At 67.6% G+C, this 16,257-nt stretch carries 10 protein-coding genes; 1 reads left to right on the forward strand and 9 read right to left on the reverse strand.

Going from position 1 to position 16,257, the window contains the following annotated elements; translation table 11 throughout:
• Positions 1-483: 483 nt before the first annotated feature.
• The 9 genes from SSKA14_RS03830 to SSKA14_RS03870 all read right to left on the reverse strand — a co-directional run bounded on the left by SSKA14_RS03830 (position 484) and on the right by SSKA14_RS03870 (position 14,739).
• Positions 484-909, reverse strand: coding sequence for a DUF2752 domain-containing protein (locus tag SSKA14_RS03830; protein WP_006473646.1), 426 nt, complete (start codon positions 907-909; stop codon positions 484-486).
• Positions 910-952: 43 nt separating this feature from the next.
• Entirely contained in the window at positions 953-1,231 is a 279-nt protein-coding gene (locus SSKA14_RS03835) for a CD225/dispanin family protein (protein ID WP_006473644.1), read from the reverse strand.
• Positions 1,232-1,265: 34 nt separating this feature from the next.
• The gene (locus tag SSKA14_RS03840) at positions 1,266-1,553 is read right to left on the reverse strand and encodes a CD225/dispanin family protein (protein ID WP_008265497.1); all 288 of its coding nucleotides are present in this window, start codon (positions 1,551-1,553) and stop codon (positions 1,266-1,268) included.
• Positions 1,554-1,734: 181 nt separating this feature from the next.
• Positions 1,735-3,624, reverse strand: a complete 1,890-nt coding sequence (locus tag SSKA14_RS03845; protein WP_008266884.1) for an MFS transporter — start codon at positions 3,622-3,624, stop codon at positions 1,735-1,737.
• A 153-nt stretch (positions 3,625-3,777) separates the two neighbouring features.
• A complete protein-coding gene (locus SSKA14_RS03850; protein ID WP_008265849.1) occupies positions 3,778-4,572 on the reverse strand; it encodes an SDR family oxidoreductase in 795 nt (264 codons plus the stop codon).
• 143 nt (positions 4,573-4,715) lie between these two features.
• Positions 4,716-6,893, reverse strand: a complete 2,178-nt coding sequence (yccS, locus tag SSKA14_RS03855; RefSeq protein WP_008266926.1) for a YccS family putative transporter — start codon at positions 6,891-6,893, stop codon at positions 4,716-4,718.
• A 139-nt stretch (positions 6,894-7,032) separates the two neighbouring features.
• Entirely contained in the window at positions 7,033-10,155 is a 3,123-nt protein-coding gene (locus tag SSKA14_RS03860; protein ID WP_008268331.1) for an efflux RND transporter permease subunit, read from the reverse strand.
• 31 nt (positions 10,156-10,186) lie between these two features.
• Positions 10,187-13,420 (reverse strand): efflux RND transporter permease subunit, encoded by a 3,234-nt coding sequence (locus SSKA14_RS03865; RefSeq protein ID WP_008266749.1) that lies wholly within the window; start codon positions 13,418-13,420, stop codon positions 10,187-10,189.
• Between the two features lie 74 nt (positions 13,421-13,494).
• Positions 13,495-14,739, reverse strand: coding sequence for an efflux RND transporter periplasmic adaptor subunit (locus SSKA14_RS03870; protein WP_008268529.1), 1,245 nt, complete (start codon positions 14,737-14,739; stop codon positions 13,495-13,497).
• A gap of 186 nt (positions 14,740-14,925) precedes the next feature.
• Between SSKA14_RS03870 and SSKA14_RS03875 the strand changes: the two genes are divergently transcribed.
• Entirely contained in the window at positions 14,926-16,245 is a 1,320-nt protein-coding gene (locus SSKA14_RS03875) for a M20 family metallopeptidase (RefSeq protein WP_040009323.1), read from the forward strand.
• The last annotated feature ends 12 nt before the right edge of the window (positions 16,246-16,257 follow it).

Here is a 16,257-nt window from a genome sequence, read left to right on the forward strand (position 1 = left end):
CCCGTCCCTGGGGGCTCGATGGCGCCTTGCTCGTGTGCGCTGTCCTGCGCACACGGCAAGACCGGGGTTGGGCGTCCTGCCCAACTCGCCCGAGGCATGCCTCGGGCCCATGGCGCCAACGGTCCTGCAGCCCCACACCGCCCCACCCCCGACAGATTCCCGGTGACGGTGGGTCAACTGCGACTGCCGGTGGTGGGTGTCGACCTTGGTCGACACGGTAGATCCACGCCATGCGTGGATGCGCAGCGAAGCGATCCGCTTCCGCTCTTGATCTTCTCTTTCTTTTCCGTGGTGGACGCACACGGAAACTGTCCGTGGCCGGGCGGGATGGGTTTGCGGGGGTGTCCGCGGCATGGATGCCGCGGCCAAGCCTCCAAGGACGGATTCACGGCGTCCCCCGCAAACCCATCCCACCCGGCCAACCCCAGGCTTCTGCCTTCGGATATCGGCCCACCACGAGGGGCTGCGCCGTTGGCTGGAAACCTAGATCGGTGCCAGCGCGGTGAACGGCGCCCACGGCAGGTTGCGCAGCAGCGCATACCCGGGCAGCACCCAGAGCCAGAACACGGGATTGGCCAGCACCCGCATCAGCGGGTCGAGCACACGCGGGCGAATGCCGGCGATGTTCAGCAGCATCAGCAACAGGAACGGCAGGCTGATGACCAGCAGCGGGTTCATTGCCATCGCGCCCGGAAGGTCGAAATGCACCAGCGAATACAGGCAGCGCGTGCTGCCACAGCCCGGGCAGTACAGGCCGGTCAGCGCGTACAGCGGGCAGCTCGGCAAGGGATTGCCGGCGACATACGGATTGACGTTGCGCAGCACCACCGTGGCACCCACGGCCAGGCCGGCGGAGACCAGCAGCGGCGCCCAGCGGGCGAGTCGGGAACGGGCGGGTAGCGCGGACATGCAACAACGGATCCGGCGCAGGCGCCGGATCCGTCCAGGCGTATCAGTAGCCGCTGTTGCTCATCGCGCCCATGCCGCCGAGCACAACGAAGAACAGCACGTACAGCACGACCACCACGACCCAGGCGATGGCCGACCAGATGGCCCACTTCTTGGCCTTGGCGGCCGAATCCTGGGCGCCAGCGATGTCGCCCGCAGCCAGCTTGCCGTTGACCTGTGCGGCGTAGACGATCGAGACGATGCCGGCCGGCAGACAGCAGAACAGGGTGGTCAGGATGGCCCAGACCAGGTTGTTCGGGACCTGCGGAGTAGCGGTGTTCATGGGTTCAAGCTCCTTGATGGGTGGTGGTTGTGAATCATTGGTCGGAAAGAGCGCCCAGTACGGCCAAGCCGCCGAACAGCCCGAACCACAACAGCAACAGGACCGGCAGGGTCACGGCCGAAGCCACCGCCCACCAGCCCGCCTTGCGCGACGCGCTATACGCCCCCGGCAGGTCGCCGGCCGCGCGGCGGCCATCGACCTGGGAAGCGTAGACGATCGACACCACGCCCAACGGCAGGCAGCAGAACAGCGTCGTCAGGATCGCCCAGACCAGATGGTTGGGGATGTAGACCGGACGGCTGAGCGGTGGTGGTTGATTCAAAGCGAGACTCCATTCCTTGGTGGCCGGCCATGATGCATCGGCCGGGCCTCCCCCCTGTGGGTGCGTAATCTACCGCAACCGGCGTTGCATGTATGCGTTTACATGCACGGCATGACGTGTTCTCCACTGGACGGTGGCGTATGCGGGGAGGTCGCCGGGCCGGCCTGGCGGGCCGGTTACGTCAGGCGTGATCCCCGCGCAGGGCGCGCACCTGGGCCTCCAGCGCAGGTGCGTCGGTGCTGCGGCCGTCCACGGCCGGTGCCGCCACGACCTCGATGGTGGCGCGGAAGCGGCGCGGGACGCGCATGCGCCCGAGGCGGCTGTCGCGGCGGCTCCACATGCTCGACCACATGCCACGCAGCGCCATCGGCACCACCGGCACCGGCCGTCGTTCGAGGATCTTCTCGACGCCGGACTTGAATTGCGCCATGGTGCCGTCCTTGGTCAGTGCGCCTTCCGGGAAGATGCAGACCAGCTCGCCCTCGGCCAACGCGGCATCGATCTCGTCGAACGCGCGCTGCATCAATGCCGGATCTTCGCGCGCACCGGCGATCGGGATGGCCTTGGCGGTCCGGAAGATCCAGCGCATCACCGGGATGTTGAAGATCCTGTAGTACATGACGAAGCGAACCGGGCGCGGGATCGTCGCCGACAGGATCAGCGCGTCCATGTAGCTGACATGGTTGCAGACCAGCAGCGCGGCGCCTTCGTCGGGCACGTTGGCCTCGATGCCGTGCGGGCGCAGCCGGTACAGGGTGCGCACCATCACCCAGCTGAGGAAGCGCATCAGGAATTCGGGGACGATGGTGAAGATGTAGATCGCCACCAGCGCATTGGCGATGGCCAGCGCCAGGAACTGTTGCGGGATGGTCCAGTGCAGCAGCTTGTGCGCGGCCAGTGACAGCAGGGCGGCGGCCACGATGAAGCCGGAGTTCTGGATGTTCAGCGCGGCGAACACGCGTGACATCTGTGCCTTGGGCGTGCGGCTCTGGATCAGCGCGAACAGCGGCACCACGAAGATGCCGGTGAACAGGCCGATGCCGATCAGGTCGATGACGATGCGGAGGTTGCCGGGCTGCTGCAGGAAGGTGCCGACGGTCAGCCCGTGCACGGTGGCCTCGCCGCTGCGGGCGAAGTACAGATCAAGCAGGAACGCGGTCATGCCGAACGCACCCAGCGGCACCAGGCCGATCTCCACCGTGCGCGCCGACAGCTTCTCGCACAGCAGTGAGCCGACGCCGGTGCCGACCGAGAACAGGGCGAGCGCGAAGATGTACAGGATCGGCTCGCCGCCGAGGTTGGCCACCGCGTAGGCCGGCAGCTGCGAGGTCAGCACGGTACCGACGAACCAGAACCAGGACACGCCCAGGATCGCGTTGCGCACCGCTTTCTGCTGGCGCGCCATGCGCAGCACCGCCAGCGATTCCGGCAGCGGGTTCCAGTTGATCTTCAGGTTCGGGTCTCCGGCGTCGACCTTGGGAATCAGCCGCGCGGCGATGTTGCCGCAGATGGCCAGGCCGATGATCGCGCATGCCGCCACCACCGTGCCGTGGCTGCCGGCCACGGTGAACACCAGACCGCCGACGATCATGCCGGACAGGATCGACATCGACGTGCCCATCTCGACCAGACCGTTGCCACCGGTCAATTCCTCGGGCTTGAGCACCGACGGCAGCACCGAGTACTTCACCGGGCCGAACAGGGTCGACTGCATGCCGGTGCAGAACAGTGCGATCAGCAGTACCGGCAGGCTCTGGGTGAGGAAGCCGGTGGCGGCCAGCGACATGATCACGATCTCCATGGTGGTGGTGATCACGATCAGCCGCGATTTTTCCAGCTTGTCGGCGATCTGCCCGGCCAGTGCCGAGAACAGGAAGTACGGCAGGATGAAGATGGCTGGCGCCAGGGTGGCGTACAGCCCCAGTTCTTCCTCCGGCACGGCCATGAACAGCAACATGCTGATGATCGCCTGCCGGTAGACGTTGTCATTGAATGCACCGAGCGCCTGGACCACGAAGAACGGCAGGAAACGGCGCTGGCGCAGCAGGGCGAACTGGTTGTGACCGGACATGGAGCCTCCTTGACCGGCGCAGCCTAGCATTCCTGCCTATCCGCCGGGACCATGGCCGGATGCATCCACGCATGGCGTGGATCTACTGAAGCCCCGCGACGGTGGGTGCGGACCTGTGGTTGCGGACCGTTGGTCCGCACACCTCCAGCGCTCTCAGACGATATCGTCGACCACGCCGCCATCCACGCGCAGCGCCGCGCCGGAGGTGGCCGAGGCCTGTGGCGAGGCCAGGTACACCACCATGTTGGCCACTTCCTCGACTGTGGCAGTGCGCTGGATCACCGAGGACGGCCGGTGCGCCATCACGAACTCACGACCGATCTGCTCCAGCGTCTTGCCGCTGCGCTGGCGTTCATCCTCGAACATCGCCGCGAAACCATCGGAGAGGGTCGGGCCGGGCAGCACCGCGTTGACGGTGACGCCACTGCCGGCCACGCGCTTGGCCAGGCCGCGCGACAACGACAGCTGCGCGGTCTTGCTGACCCCGTAATGGATCATGTCGGCCGGGATGTTGCGCGCCGATTCGGAGGAAATGAACAGCACGCGGCCCCAGCCGGCATCGACCATCGCCGGCAGCAGCGCACGCGACAGGCGCACGCCGGACATCACGTTGGTCTGCCAGTAGCGCTCCCAGGTGGCGTCGTCGGTCTCGAAGAAGTCCTCGGGGCCGAAGATGCCGGCATTGTTGACCAGGATGTCGACCTTGGGCAGGCCGGCGAGCAGCGTTTCGACGCCGCTGGCATCGGACAGATCGGCGGCGACACCGTGCAGGTCGGCGCCCGGCACGGCGCTGATCAGCCGCTGGCGTGCGCGTTCGATACTGTCGGTGCTGCGGCCGTTGAGAACCACCGTGGCACCGGCCGCGGACAGGCCCTGTGCGATGGCGAGGCCGATGCCGGCGGTGGAGGCGGTGACCAGTGCGGTGCGGCCGCCGAGTTCGATCTTCATGGGGACATCCAGGGCAAGGGGAATGCCCCAGTATCGATCCGGCGGCGTGATCGGGATGCAGCGCAGGGCGCAACGCGCTGTTGCACGCGGCGCGGTGGATCCACGCCATGCGTGGATGGCATGCCCGATTCGGCGGTGAGGGATCAGGTCAGGCTGGTCACCGCTTCATTGGCCGCCGCCCGTACCTTCGGCAGCAGGCGCAGCACCAGCGCCATCTGTGTGCGGATCAGCTGCAGCTTCGGTGGCATCGCCTCGTCGATCTGCTCAAGCTCGGCGGCGACCGCGCGATCCGCATCGTTGTCGTCCTCCGCGACCGGCTGCCGCGCGTTCAGCGCCGTCGCCAGCTGCTGTAGCGCCTTGCGCACGCGGTCACCGGCGGCCAATGCCAGCGGATCGCCGGCGTAGCTGTCCACCTGGTCGCGATGCGCACCCAGGGCCGAAAGGTGGCCGAGCAGGGTGTTGGACAGGGCCAGGAAGTGGAAGCCGGCGTCCAGGTTGCGGCGCACGTGGCCGGGCTCGCGCAGCATGTTCGACAGTGCGGTGGACAGCGCCGCGTCGGCGTTGTGCATGTCGCGGCGGGCGATGCGGTAGGCCAGGTCGTCGCGCATGCCGCTGCGGTACTGGCCCAGCACCGAGTCCAGATAACGTGCAGCGGTGTCCAGCACGCGCGCCAGCACCAGGTGCAGCTGGCGGCCCTGCCAGTCGGGCAGGATCAGGAACGCCGCCGCCGCTGCGATCGCGCAGCCCAGTACGGTGTCGACCATGCGCGGCACGATCAGCACGAAGCCATCGCCGATCAGGTTGAAGCAGGTCAGTGCCATCACCGTGATCGCCGCCGACGCCACAAGGTAGCGGTCGGTGCGGGTGAAGAAGAACAGCAGCGCCGAAAGCAGGGCAATCAGCAGCTGCACGTGCAGCTGCGGGAACAGCTGCAGCAGTGCCCAGGTCAGCACCAGGCCGGCGAGCGTGCCGACGATGCGCTGGGCCAGGCGTTGGCGGGTGGCGCCGAAGTTGGGGCGGCACACGAACACGATGGTCAGCAGCACCCACGAACCGTTCTGCGCATTGAACAGGCGGATCGCTGCAAAGCCGGCGATCAGCGCCAGTGCCATGCGCAGCCCGTGGCGGAACAGCACCGAGCCGGGCGTGAGCTGCTGGCGGATGCGCACGCCCATCTCGCGCAGGGTGTGGGGGTTGCTGTCGCGCAGGCGGGTATCGACGTTGTCCAGGCTGGCTTCGGAGCGCTCGGCGTCGAGCAGGCGGCGCTCGATGCTGCGCAGGTTGTGCACCAGCAGGTCCAGCGAACCGAGCAGGCGCTGCCACTGTGGCCGCTGCTGGTCACGCAGGTAGGCCAGCGCATCGGCCAGGTCGCGCCCGGCCTGCTGGTTGTTCTCGCCATACACGAACGGGCGGCGCAGGCGGATCGCCTCGCCCAGCCGCGCGCAGGCCTGGCCCTGCAGATCGAGCAGGCGCTGGCAGCGGTACAGCACGTCGCTGTGGAAGAACGCGTCGACCAGCGCGCCATACGGGTAGTGCGAAGAACTGGCGCGCTCGTGGAAATCCTGCGCCATGTAGTACAGGCGCAGGTACAGGCCGGAATTCACGCCGGGCCGGCCGGACCGGCCGAAGCGGGCCAGGATCGCGGTCTTGGCCTCGTTCAGCGCGCCGACGACACGCCGGTTCTGCTCGGCCAGGTCGAGCTGGCGGCGTTGCAGGTCGGCCTCGCGCACCGGTTCGAACAGGGCGGCTTTCAACTGCAGGTAGCGGCCCAGTTCCTGGTACAGCCGTGCCACGCGCTCGCGCACCGGCCGATTGGCGAACAGCGCGGTCCACAGGATCGACAGCAGGCCGTACCAGACCGCACCGGCCAGCAGGTGGCTGACGGCGTCCAGTGCGCTGTGCAGGTCGCTGGCACCATGCTGCTCCAGGCCGATCATGGTGTAGATGGCCAGCGTCACCGTGGCCTGGGCAATGGACGCATAGCGCTCGCCGAGCGCACCGAGCAGGGTCAGGCCGAAGGTGGACAGCGCCAGCGCGCCGATGAAGACCCACGGCCATGGGAACAGCCAGATCACCGACGCCGCGGCGATGCAGAAGCACAGCAGCGACAGCAGCACGGCCTTGGTCCGGCCCCACCAGTTGTCATCGGTCTCGGCGATGGCGCTGGCGATGATGCCCAGGAACACGCCGGGCAGGGCGGTCAGCGCATCCAGCTGCCAGCATGCGGCCACCGCCGCCGTTAGGGCGATGAACACCCGCAGGCCGTAGCTGGCCTTCTCGTGGGCCCACAGGCGGCTGAGACGGGATTGTCGGGCGGACATGCAGGCTCGGTGGAAGGATCTGCCACCATTATTGCGGGTGCGGGGTGAAGGGGACAGTCTGCGCAGACATGCCCTGGTAGTGCCGGCCGCTGGCCGGCAGATGCGCCGGGGAAGCCGGCCAGCGGCCGGCTCTACCGAGCTACGCCCGTTGCGCGCGCTTGAGCAGCTTGGCCTCGCGCTTGCGTGCGCGACGCGCCCGCCAGCGTTCGGCCAGGCACGAGAAGATTACGTACAGCGCCGGCGTGCTGAGCAGGGTCAGGCTCTGCGAGAACAGCAGGCCGCCGATCATCGCGATGCCCAGCGGACGGCGCAGTTCGGAGCCTTCGCCGAGGCCGATCGCCAGCGGCACGGCGGCCAGGATCGCCACCATGGTGGTCATCATGATCGGGCGGAAGCGCACGATGCTGGCCTCGCGGGCGGCGTCGCGGGGCGCCAGCCCGTGCTCGCGCTGTGCTACCAGCGCGAAGTCGATCATCATGATCGCGTTCTTCTTGACGATGCCGATCAGCAGCACCAGCGCGATCATCGAGATCACCGACAGCTCGGTGTTGGTGCCGAACAAGGCCAGCAGCGCACCCACGCCCGCCGCCGGCAGCGTGGACAGGATGGTGACCGGGTGGATCAGGCTCTCGTAGAGCATGCCCAGCACCAGGTACACGGTCAGGATCGCCGCCAGCACCAGGATCAGCATGTCGCTGGGGTCGGAGTTGAAGCCGAAGCCTGCATCATCGGCCAGGCGGATGTCGCCGGGCATGCGCATGCCGGCCACGGTCGCGTCGATGATCGCCTTGGCCTCGCCCATGCTCACGTCCGGAGCCAGGTTGTAGCTGAGGTCCATCGTCGTGTACTGGTTTTCATGGGTGATCTGCGACGGTGCCAGGCCCGGAATCTGGGTGGCCACCGCGGTGATCGGCACCATGTCGCCGTTGCGCGCCCGCACGTACACCTCATCCAGCGCCGCCGGCGTGGCGGTCTGCGAGGGCAGGGCGTTGACCACCACGCTGTACTGGTTGATGTCCGAATAGATGGTGGAGATCTGGCGCTGGCCGAACGCACCGTACAGCGCGCCGTCGATGGCACCCACGGTGATGCCCAGGCGCGCGGCCTTGGCGCGGTCGATCTGGATGTTCTGGCGCAGGCCGGCGTTGTCGACATCGGTGCCGACGTCGCGCAGTTTCGGGTTCTTCTTCAGTTCCGCCTGCAGCTTGGGCAGCCATTCCTGCAGTGCGGCCAGGTCGTTGCCCTGCAGCGAAATGCGGTACTGTGCGCCCTGGCTGGAGCCACCCCCATCATTGCTGGGCAGGTCCTGGATCGCGCGCAGGCGCAGCTGCAGGTCCGGGTAGCGGTCGGCCTTGGCGCTCAACCGCGCAAGCGCATGCGCGGTGGTTTCGCGGCGGCCGTCGCTGCGCGATTTCAGCTCGATGTTGAACTGCGCGCTGGAGCCCTGGCGGCCGCTGCCCAGGCGCACACCCACGGTCTTCACTGCCGGGTCGGCCATCAGCATGTCGGTGATGCGGCGTTGGCGGGCGACCATGTCCTCGAAGGACACCGTGGCGCTGGAATTGGCGCGGCCCCAGATCAGGCCGGTGTCCTGCGGCGGGAACGCACCCTTCTTCACCGCACCGAACAGGAACACGGTGACGCCGATCAGGATCAACGGGGTCAACGACATCAGCAGCGCGTGGCGCAGCGAGAAGTCGAGGAACACGGTGTAGACACGCAGCATGCGCTCGTGGCCGGCATCCAGCCAGCGGCCGAAGCGTGACGGTGGCGCCGCGTGGTCGTGCGCGCTGAGGAAGCGGCTGCACAGCGCCGGGGTCAGCGTCAGCGAGACGATCATCGAGACCACGATGGCCGCCACCAGGGTGACGGTGAACTCGCGGAAGAACGCGCCCATCATGCCGCTGGCGAACAGCAGCGGGATGAACACCGCCACCAGCGAGGCGGTGATCGAGACGATGGTGAAGCCGATCTCGCGTGCACCGGTCAGCGCCGCCTGCATGCGCGGCATGCCTTCGTCGAGGTGGCGCATGATGTTCTCGATCACCACGATCGCATCGTCGACCACGAAGCCGATCGCGATCACCAGCGCCAGCAGGCTCAGGTTGTTCAGGGTGAAGCCCATCACGTACATCACCAGCGCGGCACCGGCCAGCGACAGCGGCACGGTCACCGCGGCGATCAGGGTCGGTGCCAGCCGGCGCAGGAACAGCGCCATGGTCAGCACCACCATCGCCAGGCTGATCAGCAGGGTGATCTGTACTTCATGCAGCGAGGAACGGATGGTCGGCGTACGGTCGAAGTACGGCGTCATCGTGGTGCCGGGCTGCAGGTAGTCGCGCAGGGTCGGGATCTGCGCCTTGACCCGGTCCACGGTCTCCACGATGTTGGCGCCGGCACGGGTGAACACGTACATCACCACCGCCGGCTTGTGGTCGAACCAGGCCGCCTGGTAGGCGTCCTGCTGGCCGTCGTAGACGTTGGCGATGTCCTTCAGGCGGATCACCCGGCCATCGCCCTGGGTCTTGACCACCAGGTCGGCGAAGTCGGCCGCACGCGCCACCGAATCGTTGGCGATGATCGCGGTGGTGGTGTTGCCATCGCTGAGGAAGCCGGTGGGCGAGGTCACATTGGCCGCGCGCACGGCGTTGCGCAGGTCGTCGGCGGTCAGGCCGAGGGCGTTCATCAGGCGCAGGTTGACGTCCACGCGCACGGCGGGCGTCGAAGCACCGGCGATGTCGACCGAGGCGACGCCGCCGATCTGGCGGATGCGCTGCGCCAGCAGCGAGTCGGCGACGTTGTACAGCTCGTCGGCCGACTGCGTCTGCGAGGTCAGCGCGATGGCGATCACCGGGTCATCGTTCGGATTCGCCTTCTGGTACATCGGCGAGCCCATGCCAGAGGGCAGGTCGGCCTGTGCCGAATTGATCGCGGTCTGTACGTCCAGCGCGGCCGAATCGATGTTGTGGCCGCTCTGGAAGATCATGAACACCAGCGAGCTGCCTTCCGAGCTGGACGAGCGCATGCGGTCGATGCCCGGCAGCTGGCCCAGGTGGCGCTCCAGCGGCGCGGTGACCGTGGTCGCCATGGTGGCCGCATCGGCGCCGGACTGGCTGGCGTGCACGAAGATCACCGGGATCTCGATGTTTGGCAGTGCCGACACGCCCAGGCGCAGGTAGCAGATCAGGCCGACCATGAACAGGCCGATGGCCAGCAGCGCGGTGCCGATCGGGCGGCGGATGAAGGGGCCGGACAGGTTCATCGTGCGGCCCCCCGCAGCAGCGGGGTGTGGATCATGCCTGCGGCTCCTGCAGCGAACCGTTGCGCAGCGCACGCTGTTCGCGGCGGCGGGCAAGCCACTCGGAGAAGCGCTCCATGTACAGGTAGATCACCGGTGTGGTGTAAAGCGTGACCAGCTGCGACAGCAGCAGGCCGCCGACGATGGCGATGCCGAGCGGGCGGCGCAGCTCCGAGCCGATGCCGGTGCCCAAGGCCAGTGGCAGCGCGCCCAGCATGGCCGCGGCGGTGGTCATCATGATCGGGCGGAAGCGCAGCAGGCAGGCACGGCGGATCGCCTCGTGCGCGTTGGCGCCGGCGCGGCGCGCCTCGATCGCGAAGTCGACCATCATGATGCCGTTCTTCTTGACGATGCCGATCAGCAGCACGATGCCGACGATGCCGTCCACCGACAGGCTCAGCCCGCACAGCATCAACGCCAGCAGTGCGCCGACGCCGGCCGGCGGCAGCGTGGAGATGATCGTGATCGGGTGGATGTAGCTCTCATAGAGCACGCCCAGCACGATGTAGATCACCACCAGCGAGGCCAGCAGCAGCCACACCACGTCGGTCTGGCTGCCGGTGAACTCGGCGGCCTTGCCGATGAACTCGGCATGCAGGTGGGTGGGCATGTCCAGGCTGTCCTTGGTCTCCTGGATCGCACGCACGGCTTCGGACAGCGAATAGCCCGGTGCCACGTTGAACGAGACCGTCACCGCCGGCAGCTGCTGCTGGTGGCTGACCACCAGCGGTGCGCTGCTCACCTTGCCCTCGGCCAAGGCCGACAGCGGGATGATGTTGCCGGCGCCGACGGTGATGCCGGTGTTCTGTGCGCCGATGCCGGTGGCGGTGGACGAATTGGACGAGGTGACCTGGCCGAAGCTGGTGGCATTGGTGCCGGTCAGCGCGCCGGCGCCGTTGGAGGCCACGGCCAGCTGTTCCATCAGCGCGGTGCTGGTGCGGAACTCCGGTGCCACTTCCAGCACCACGCGGTACTGGTTGAGCTCGGTGAAGATGGTCGAGATCTGGCGCTGGCCGAACGCATCGTAGAGCGTGTCATCGATGGTCTGCATCGGCACGCCCAGCACGCTGGCCTTGTCGCGGTCGATGTTCAGCTCAAGCGCGCGGCCCTGGTTGGACAGGTTGTTGTCGACGTCGGCCAGTTCCGGGCGCTGGCGCAGCGCTTCGGTCAGGCGCGTGGCCTGCTTGGCCACTTCGGCGCTGTCCACGTCCGACAGCGAATACTGGTACTCGGTGGCGGCCACGCGGGTATCCAGGGTCACGTCCTGCACCGGCTTCAGGTACAGCGCTACGCCCGGAATGCCGGCCACTGCCTTCTGCAGGCGTGGCAGGATCTCGTCCAGGCCGTCGCGCTGGCTGCGCTCCTTCAGCACGATCGACAGCTGGCCCTGGTTGAGCGTGGGGTTCATGCTGCCGGCACCGATGAACGCGGACACGCCGGTCACGTCCGGGTCCTGGCGCAGCGCTTCTGCGACCTGCTTGGTGCGCTGCTCCATCTGCGGGAAGGCGATGTTCTGGTCGGCCTGCACCACGCCGGTGATCAGGCCGGTGTCCTGCTCGGGCAGCAGGCCCTTGGGAATCAGTACGTACAGCAGCACGGTCAGCACCAGCGCACCGCCGGCCACGGCCAGGGTCAGGCGCTGGTGACCCAGCACCCAGTCCAGGCTGTGCTCGTACAGGCCGACGGTACGCGTCCACAGGTTCTGCTTGCCGGCCGCTGCCGCGCGCTCATGCGCGTCCTCGCCTTCGGGCAGGGCGTCGGGCTTGAGCAGGTAGGCGCACATCATCGGGGTGAGCGTCAGCGAGATCAGCATCGACAGCACCACGGCGATGCTCAGCACCCACGCGAACTCATGGAACAGGCGGCCGGTGACGCCAGGCATCAGCAGCAGCGGCAGGAACACCGCCACCAGCGAGACGGTCAGCGACAGCACGGTGAAGCCGATCTGGCGCGCACCGATTTCGGCCGCCTCCTTGCCACTCTTGCCCTGCTCGATGTAGCGCACGATGTTCTCGATCATCACGATCGCATCGTCGACCACGAAGCCGGTGGCCACCACCAGCGCCATCAGCGAAAGGTTGTCCAGCGACATGCCGGCAAACGCCATCACCGCGAAGGTGCCGGCCAGCGACAGCGGTACCGCCACCGACGGGATGATCGTGGCCCACAACCGGCGCAGGAACACGAAGATCACCGCCACCACCAGGCCGATGGTGAGGATCAGGGTGAACTGCACTTCATGCACCGAGGCGCGGATGGTCTCGGTGCGGTCGTTGAAGATCTCCAGGTGCACGTCGGCCGGCAGCACGCCCTGCAGCTGCGGCAGGATCGCGCGGATGCGCTCGACGGTCTGCACGATGTTGGCGCCGGGCTGGCGGCGCACTTCCAGCAGTACCGCGGGCTTGCCATCGGCCCACGCGGCCAGCTGGTCGTTCTCCACGCCATCGACCACGTCGGCCACGTCGGACAACCGCACCGGGCGGCCGTTCTTGTAGCTGATGATGGTGTCGCGGTACTCGGCGGCACTGGCCAGCTGGTCGTTGGTGCCGATGCTGTAGGACTGGGTCTTGCCGTTCAACGAGCCCTTGGGCGCATTGACATTGGCCTGGGTCAGCGCGCTGCGCAGCTGTTCCAGGGTCAGGCCCATGTTCGACAGCTGCGCCGGGTTGACCTGGATGCGTACCGCCGGGCGCACGTTGCCGGCGATCGAGACCAGGCCCACGCCCTGCACCTGCGACAGGCGCTGGGCCAGGATCGAGTCGGCGTAGTTGTTGACGTCGCGCAGCGGGCGCGTGTCAGACGTCAGCTTCAGGGTGACGATGGCCGCGTCGGCCGGGTTCACCCGGTTGTAGACCGGCTGGTAGGGCAGCGACGAGGGCAGGGTGGCCTGGCGGATCGCCGCCTGCACGTCCTGCGCCGCGATGTCGATGTCGCGGTCCATCGAGAACTGCAGGATGATCGTCGACAACCCGGCCGAGGAGTCGGAGGTCATCAGCTCCAGCCCGGAGATCTGCCCGAACTGGCGCTCCAGTGGCGTGGTGACCAGCGAGGCCATGGTGGTGGCGTTGGCGCCGGGGTACTGGGTGGTGACCACCAGGCTGGGTGCATCGATTTCCGGCAGCGCCGACACCGGCAGCTTGCGGTAACCGAGGATGCCCAGCAGCAACAGCCCCGCCATCAACAGCGAGGTGGCGATGGGGCGGCGGATGAAGATCGTCGAAAAGCCCACGGACTGATCCTTGCTGGCACTTCATTGGCAGCGCCGGCGGGGATGCCGGCGCGGGAGAGGTCAGTGGCCTGCGCTCAGCGCGGGCCACCACCGCGACGGCCACCGCCGCCACCGTTCTTCTGCTCGGCGGCCTTCAGTTCGGCCTCGGTCGGCGCGGCCGGCGTTTCGCCCGGCTTCAACGCGGTGACCTTGCTGCCCGGCTTCAGGCGGAACTGGCCTTCGCTGACCACGCGCTCGCCACCCTTCAGGCCTTCGGCGATCTGCACCTGGCTGTCGCCCACTTCCACGCCGCTGCGCACGGTCTGCATCTTTACCGTGTTGTCGCCCTGCACGATGTAGACGTACTCGCCATCCGGGCCACGCAGCACCGCCTGGGTGGGGATGACCACGCCGCCACCGATGGTGCGCAGCTGCATGCGCACGTTGACGAACTGGCCGGGCCACAGCCCGTTGTCGGTGTTGTCGAAGATCGCGCGGGCCTTGAACGTGCCGCTGTCGGCGCTGATCAGGTTGTCGACCACGTCCAGCTTGCCGTCGCCGGACAGCACGTGCGAATCGGCGCGGTCCAGCGCGGCCACCGGCACCGTGCCGGCTGCCTGCGCCTGGCGCACGTCGCCGAGCTGGCGCTCGGGCAGGTTGAACAGCACGTGGATCGGATGGATCTGGGTCAGCGTGACCAGCGCGGTACCGGCGTTGACCACGTTGCCGGCGTCGACCGCGCGGATGCCGGCAATGCCGGAGATCGGTGCGGTGACCTTGGTGTACTGCAGCTGCACCTGTGCCGAGCGCATGCTGGCCTCGTTGGCGGCCACCGCGCTTTCATACTGTGCCACTTGGTTTCGCTGTGTATCCAGATCGGTCTTGGCAACGTACTGGCGATACTCCGGTGCGTTCGAGCGCTGGAAGTTGGAGCGTGCGGTGGCCAGCAGGGCCTCGTTCTGGCGCTTGGCCGCCGCCGCCTGGTCATAGCTGGCCTGGGCGGTGCGCGGATCGATCACCGCCAGCACGTCACCCTGCTTCACTTCCTGGCCTTCGCGGAAATTGAGGCTCATCAGCTGGCCGCCCACCTGCGGGCTGACGGTGACCGTGTTCATCGCAGTCACCGTGCCCAGCGCGCTGGCATACACCGGCACGTCCTGGCGCGTGGCGTCGACCACAGTCACCGGCACCGGGCCGGCATCCGGGTCTTCGCCGCCCTGGCGTGCGCCCGCAGCGGGTTTTCCAGCCTTGTCCTTGCCTCCGCCGACGACGCGCAGGCCGACCACGGCCAGCACCAGTACCGCCACGACCAGCAGCACGATCTTCCAAACACGTGACATTACGAGGACTCCAAGAGGGCTGGACCGGGCGGGACCCCGGGGGCAATGCGCAAAGCATACCTGTGCCACATCACGTTTCCTGCATGACGGATGGGACGGGCGCTAAGACCGGATGCAGCCGCGGAGGTTCCCGTGGCTGCAGTGTTGCCCTACATTCAGCTGGAACCCCTTGCCGTGGAGATTGCGATGCGCCGTTCGCTGCTGTTGTCCGCCCTGTTGCTGGCCCTGCCGGCGCTTGCCCATGCCCAGGACGGGCAGCGCCCGGAAGTGACCGCCGCCGCGCAGCGGCTGCAGGCCCGGGTGGTTGAATGGCGCCGCGATTTCCACCAGCACCCGGAGCTGTCCAACCGCGAGGCGCGCACCTCGGCCGAGGTCGCCAAGCGCCTGCGTGCGATGGGCCTGAAGCCGAAGACCGGCATCGCCCATCACGGCGTGGTGGCGATCATCGAAGGCGGCAAGCCGGGCCCGAAGATCGCGCTGCGTGCGGACATGGATGCGTTGCCGGTGACCGAGCAGACCGGCCTGCCGTTCGCCTCCAAGGCCACCGACCAGTACCGCGGGCAGACCGTGGGTGTGATGCATGCCTGCGGCCATGATGCGCACACCGCCACCCTGCTCGGCGTGGCCGAAGCGCTGGTGTCGATGAAGAAGGACCTGCCGGGCCAGGTGATGCTGATCTTCCAGCCGGCCGAGGAAGGCGCACCGCCGCCGGAAGAGGGCGGTGCGGCATTGATGTTGAAGGAAGGATTGTTCGCCGACTTCAAGCCGGAGGCGGTGTTCGGCCTGCATGTGTTCTCCAGCGTGCAGGCAGGGCAGATCGCAGTGCGTGGTGGCCCGCTGATGGCCGCCTCGGACCGCTTCGGGATCAAGGTGATCGGCCGCCAGACGCACGGTTCGGCACCGTGGAATGGCGTGGACCCGATCGTGGCCACCGCCGATCTGGTCGGCACCGCGCAGACCATCGTCAGCCGCCGCGCCAACCTGTCCAAGCAGCCAGCGGTGCTGACCTTCGGCGCGATCAACGGTGGCATCCGCTACAACATCATTCCCGATGAAGTGGAGATGGTCGGCACCATCCGCACCTTCGACGAAGGCATGCGCCAGCAGATCTTCGCCGACCTGCGCAACGTGGCCGAGCACACCGCGGCCGCGCACGGCGCGAAGGCAGTGACCGACATCTACGAGTCGGAAGGCAACCCGGCGACGGTGAACGACCCGGCGCTGACCGCGAAGATGCTGCCGAGCCTGCAGGCGGTGGTCGGCAAGGACAACGTGTACGAGCCGCCGCTGCAGATGGGCGCGGAAGACTTCTCGCTGTACGCGAAGGAAGTACCGGGCATGTTCTTCTTCGTGGGTTCGACCAGCGTGGGCATCGACCCGGCGACGGCGCCGGCCAACCATTCGCCGAAGTTCCTGCTGGATGAGAAGGCGCTGGATGTCGGGCTGCGTGCATTGCTGCAGGTGAGCCTGGATTACCTGCACGGTGCGAGCACTCCTGCGGGCTGAGGGTTTCCGGCA

The sequence above is a fragment of the Stenotrophomonas sp. SKA14 genome, assembly GCF_000158575.1.
GTDB lineage: Bacteria > Pseudomonadota > Gammaproteobacteria > Xanthomonadales > Xanthomonadaceae > Stenotrophomonas > Stenotrophomonas forensis.

Bases quoted from the DNA above. Each gene is read 5' to 3' on its own strand.
- SSKA14_RS03835 (WP_006473644.1), bottom strand. From the start codon at position 1,231: ATGAACACCGCTACTCCGCAGGTCCCGAACAACCTGGTCTGGGCCATC.
- SSKA14_RS03830 (WP_006473646.1), bottom strand. From the start codon at position 909: ATGTCCGCGCTACCCGCCCGTTCCCGACTCGCCCGCTGGGCGCCGCTG.
- yccS (WP_008266926.1), bottom strand. From the start codon at position 6,893: ATGTCCGCCCGACAATCCCGTCTCAGCCGCCTGTGGGCCCACGAGAAG.
- SSKA14_RS03860 (WP_008268331.1), bottom strand. From the start codon at position 10,155: ATGAACCTGTCCGGCCCCTTCATCCGCCGCCCGATCGGCACCGCGCTG.
- SSKA14_RS03875 (WP_040009323.1), top strand. From the start codon at position 14,926: ATGCGCCGTTCGCTGCTGTTGTCCGCCCTGTTGCTGGCCCTGCCGGCG.
- SSKA14_RS03870 (WP_008268529.1), bottom strand. From the start codon at position 14,739: ATGTCACGTGTTTGGAAGATCGTGCTGCTGGTCGTGGCGGTACTGGTG.
- SSKA14_RS03845 (WP_008266884.1), bottom strand. From the start codon at position 3,624: ATGTCCGGTCACAACCAGTTCGCCCTGCTGCGCCAGCGCCGTTTCCTG.
- SSKA14_RS03850 (WP_008265849.1), bottom strand. From the start codon at position 4,572: ATGAAGATCGAACTCGGCGGCCGCACCGCACTGGTCACCGCCTCCACC.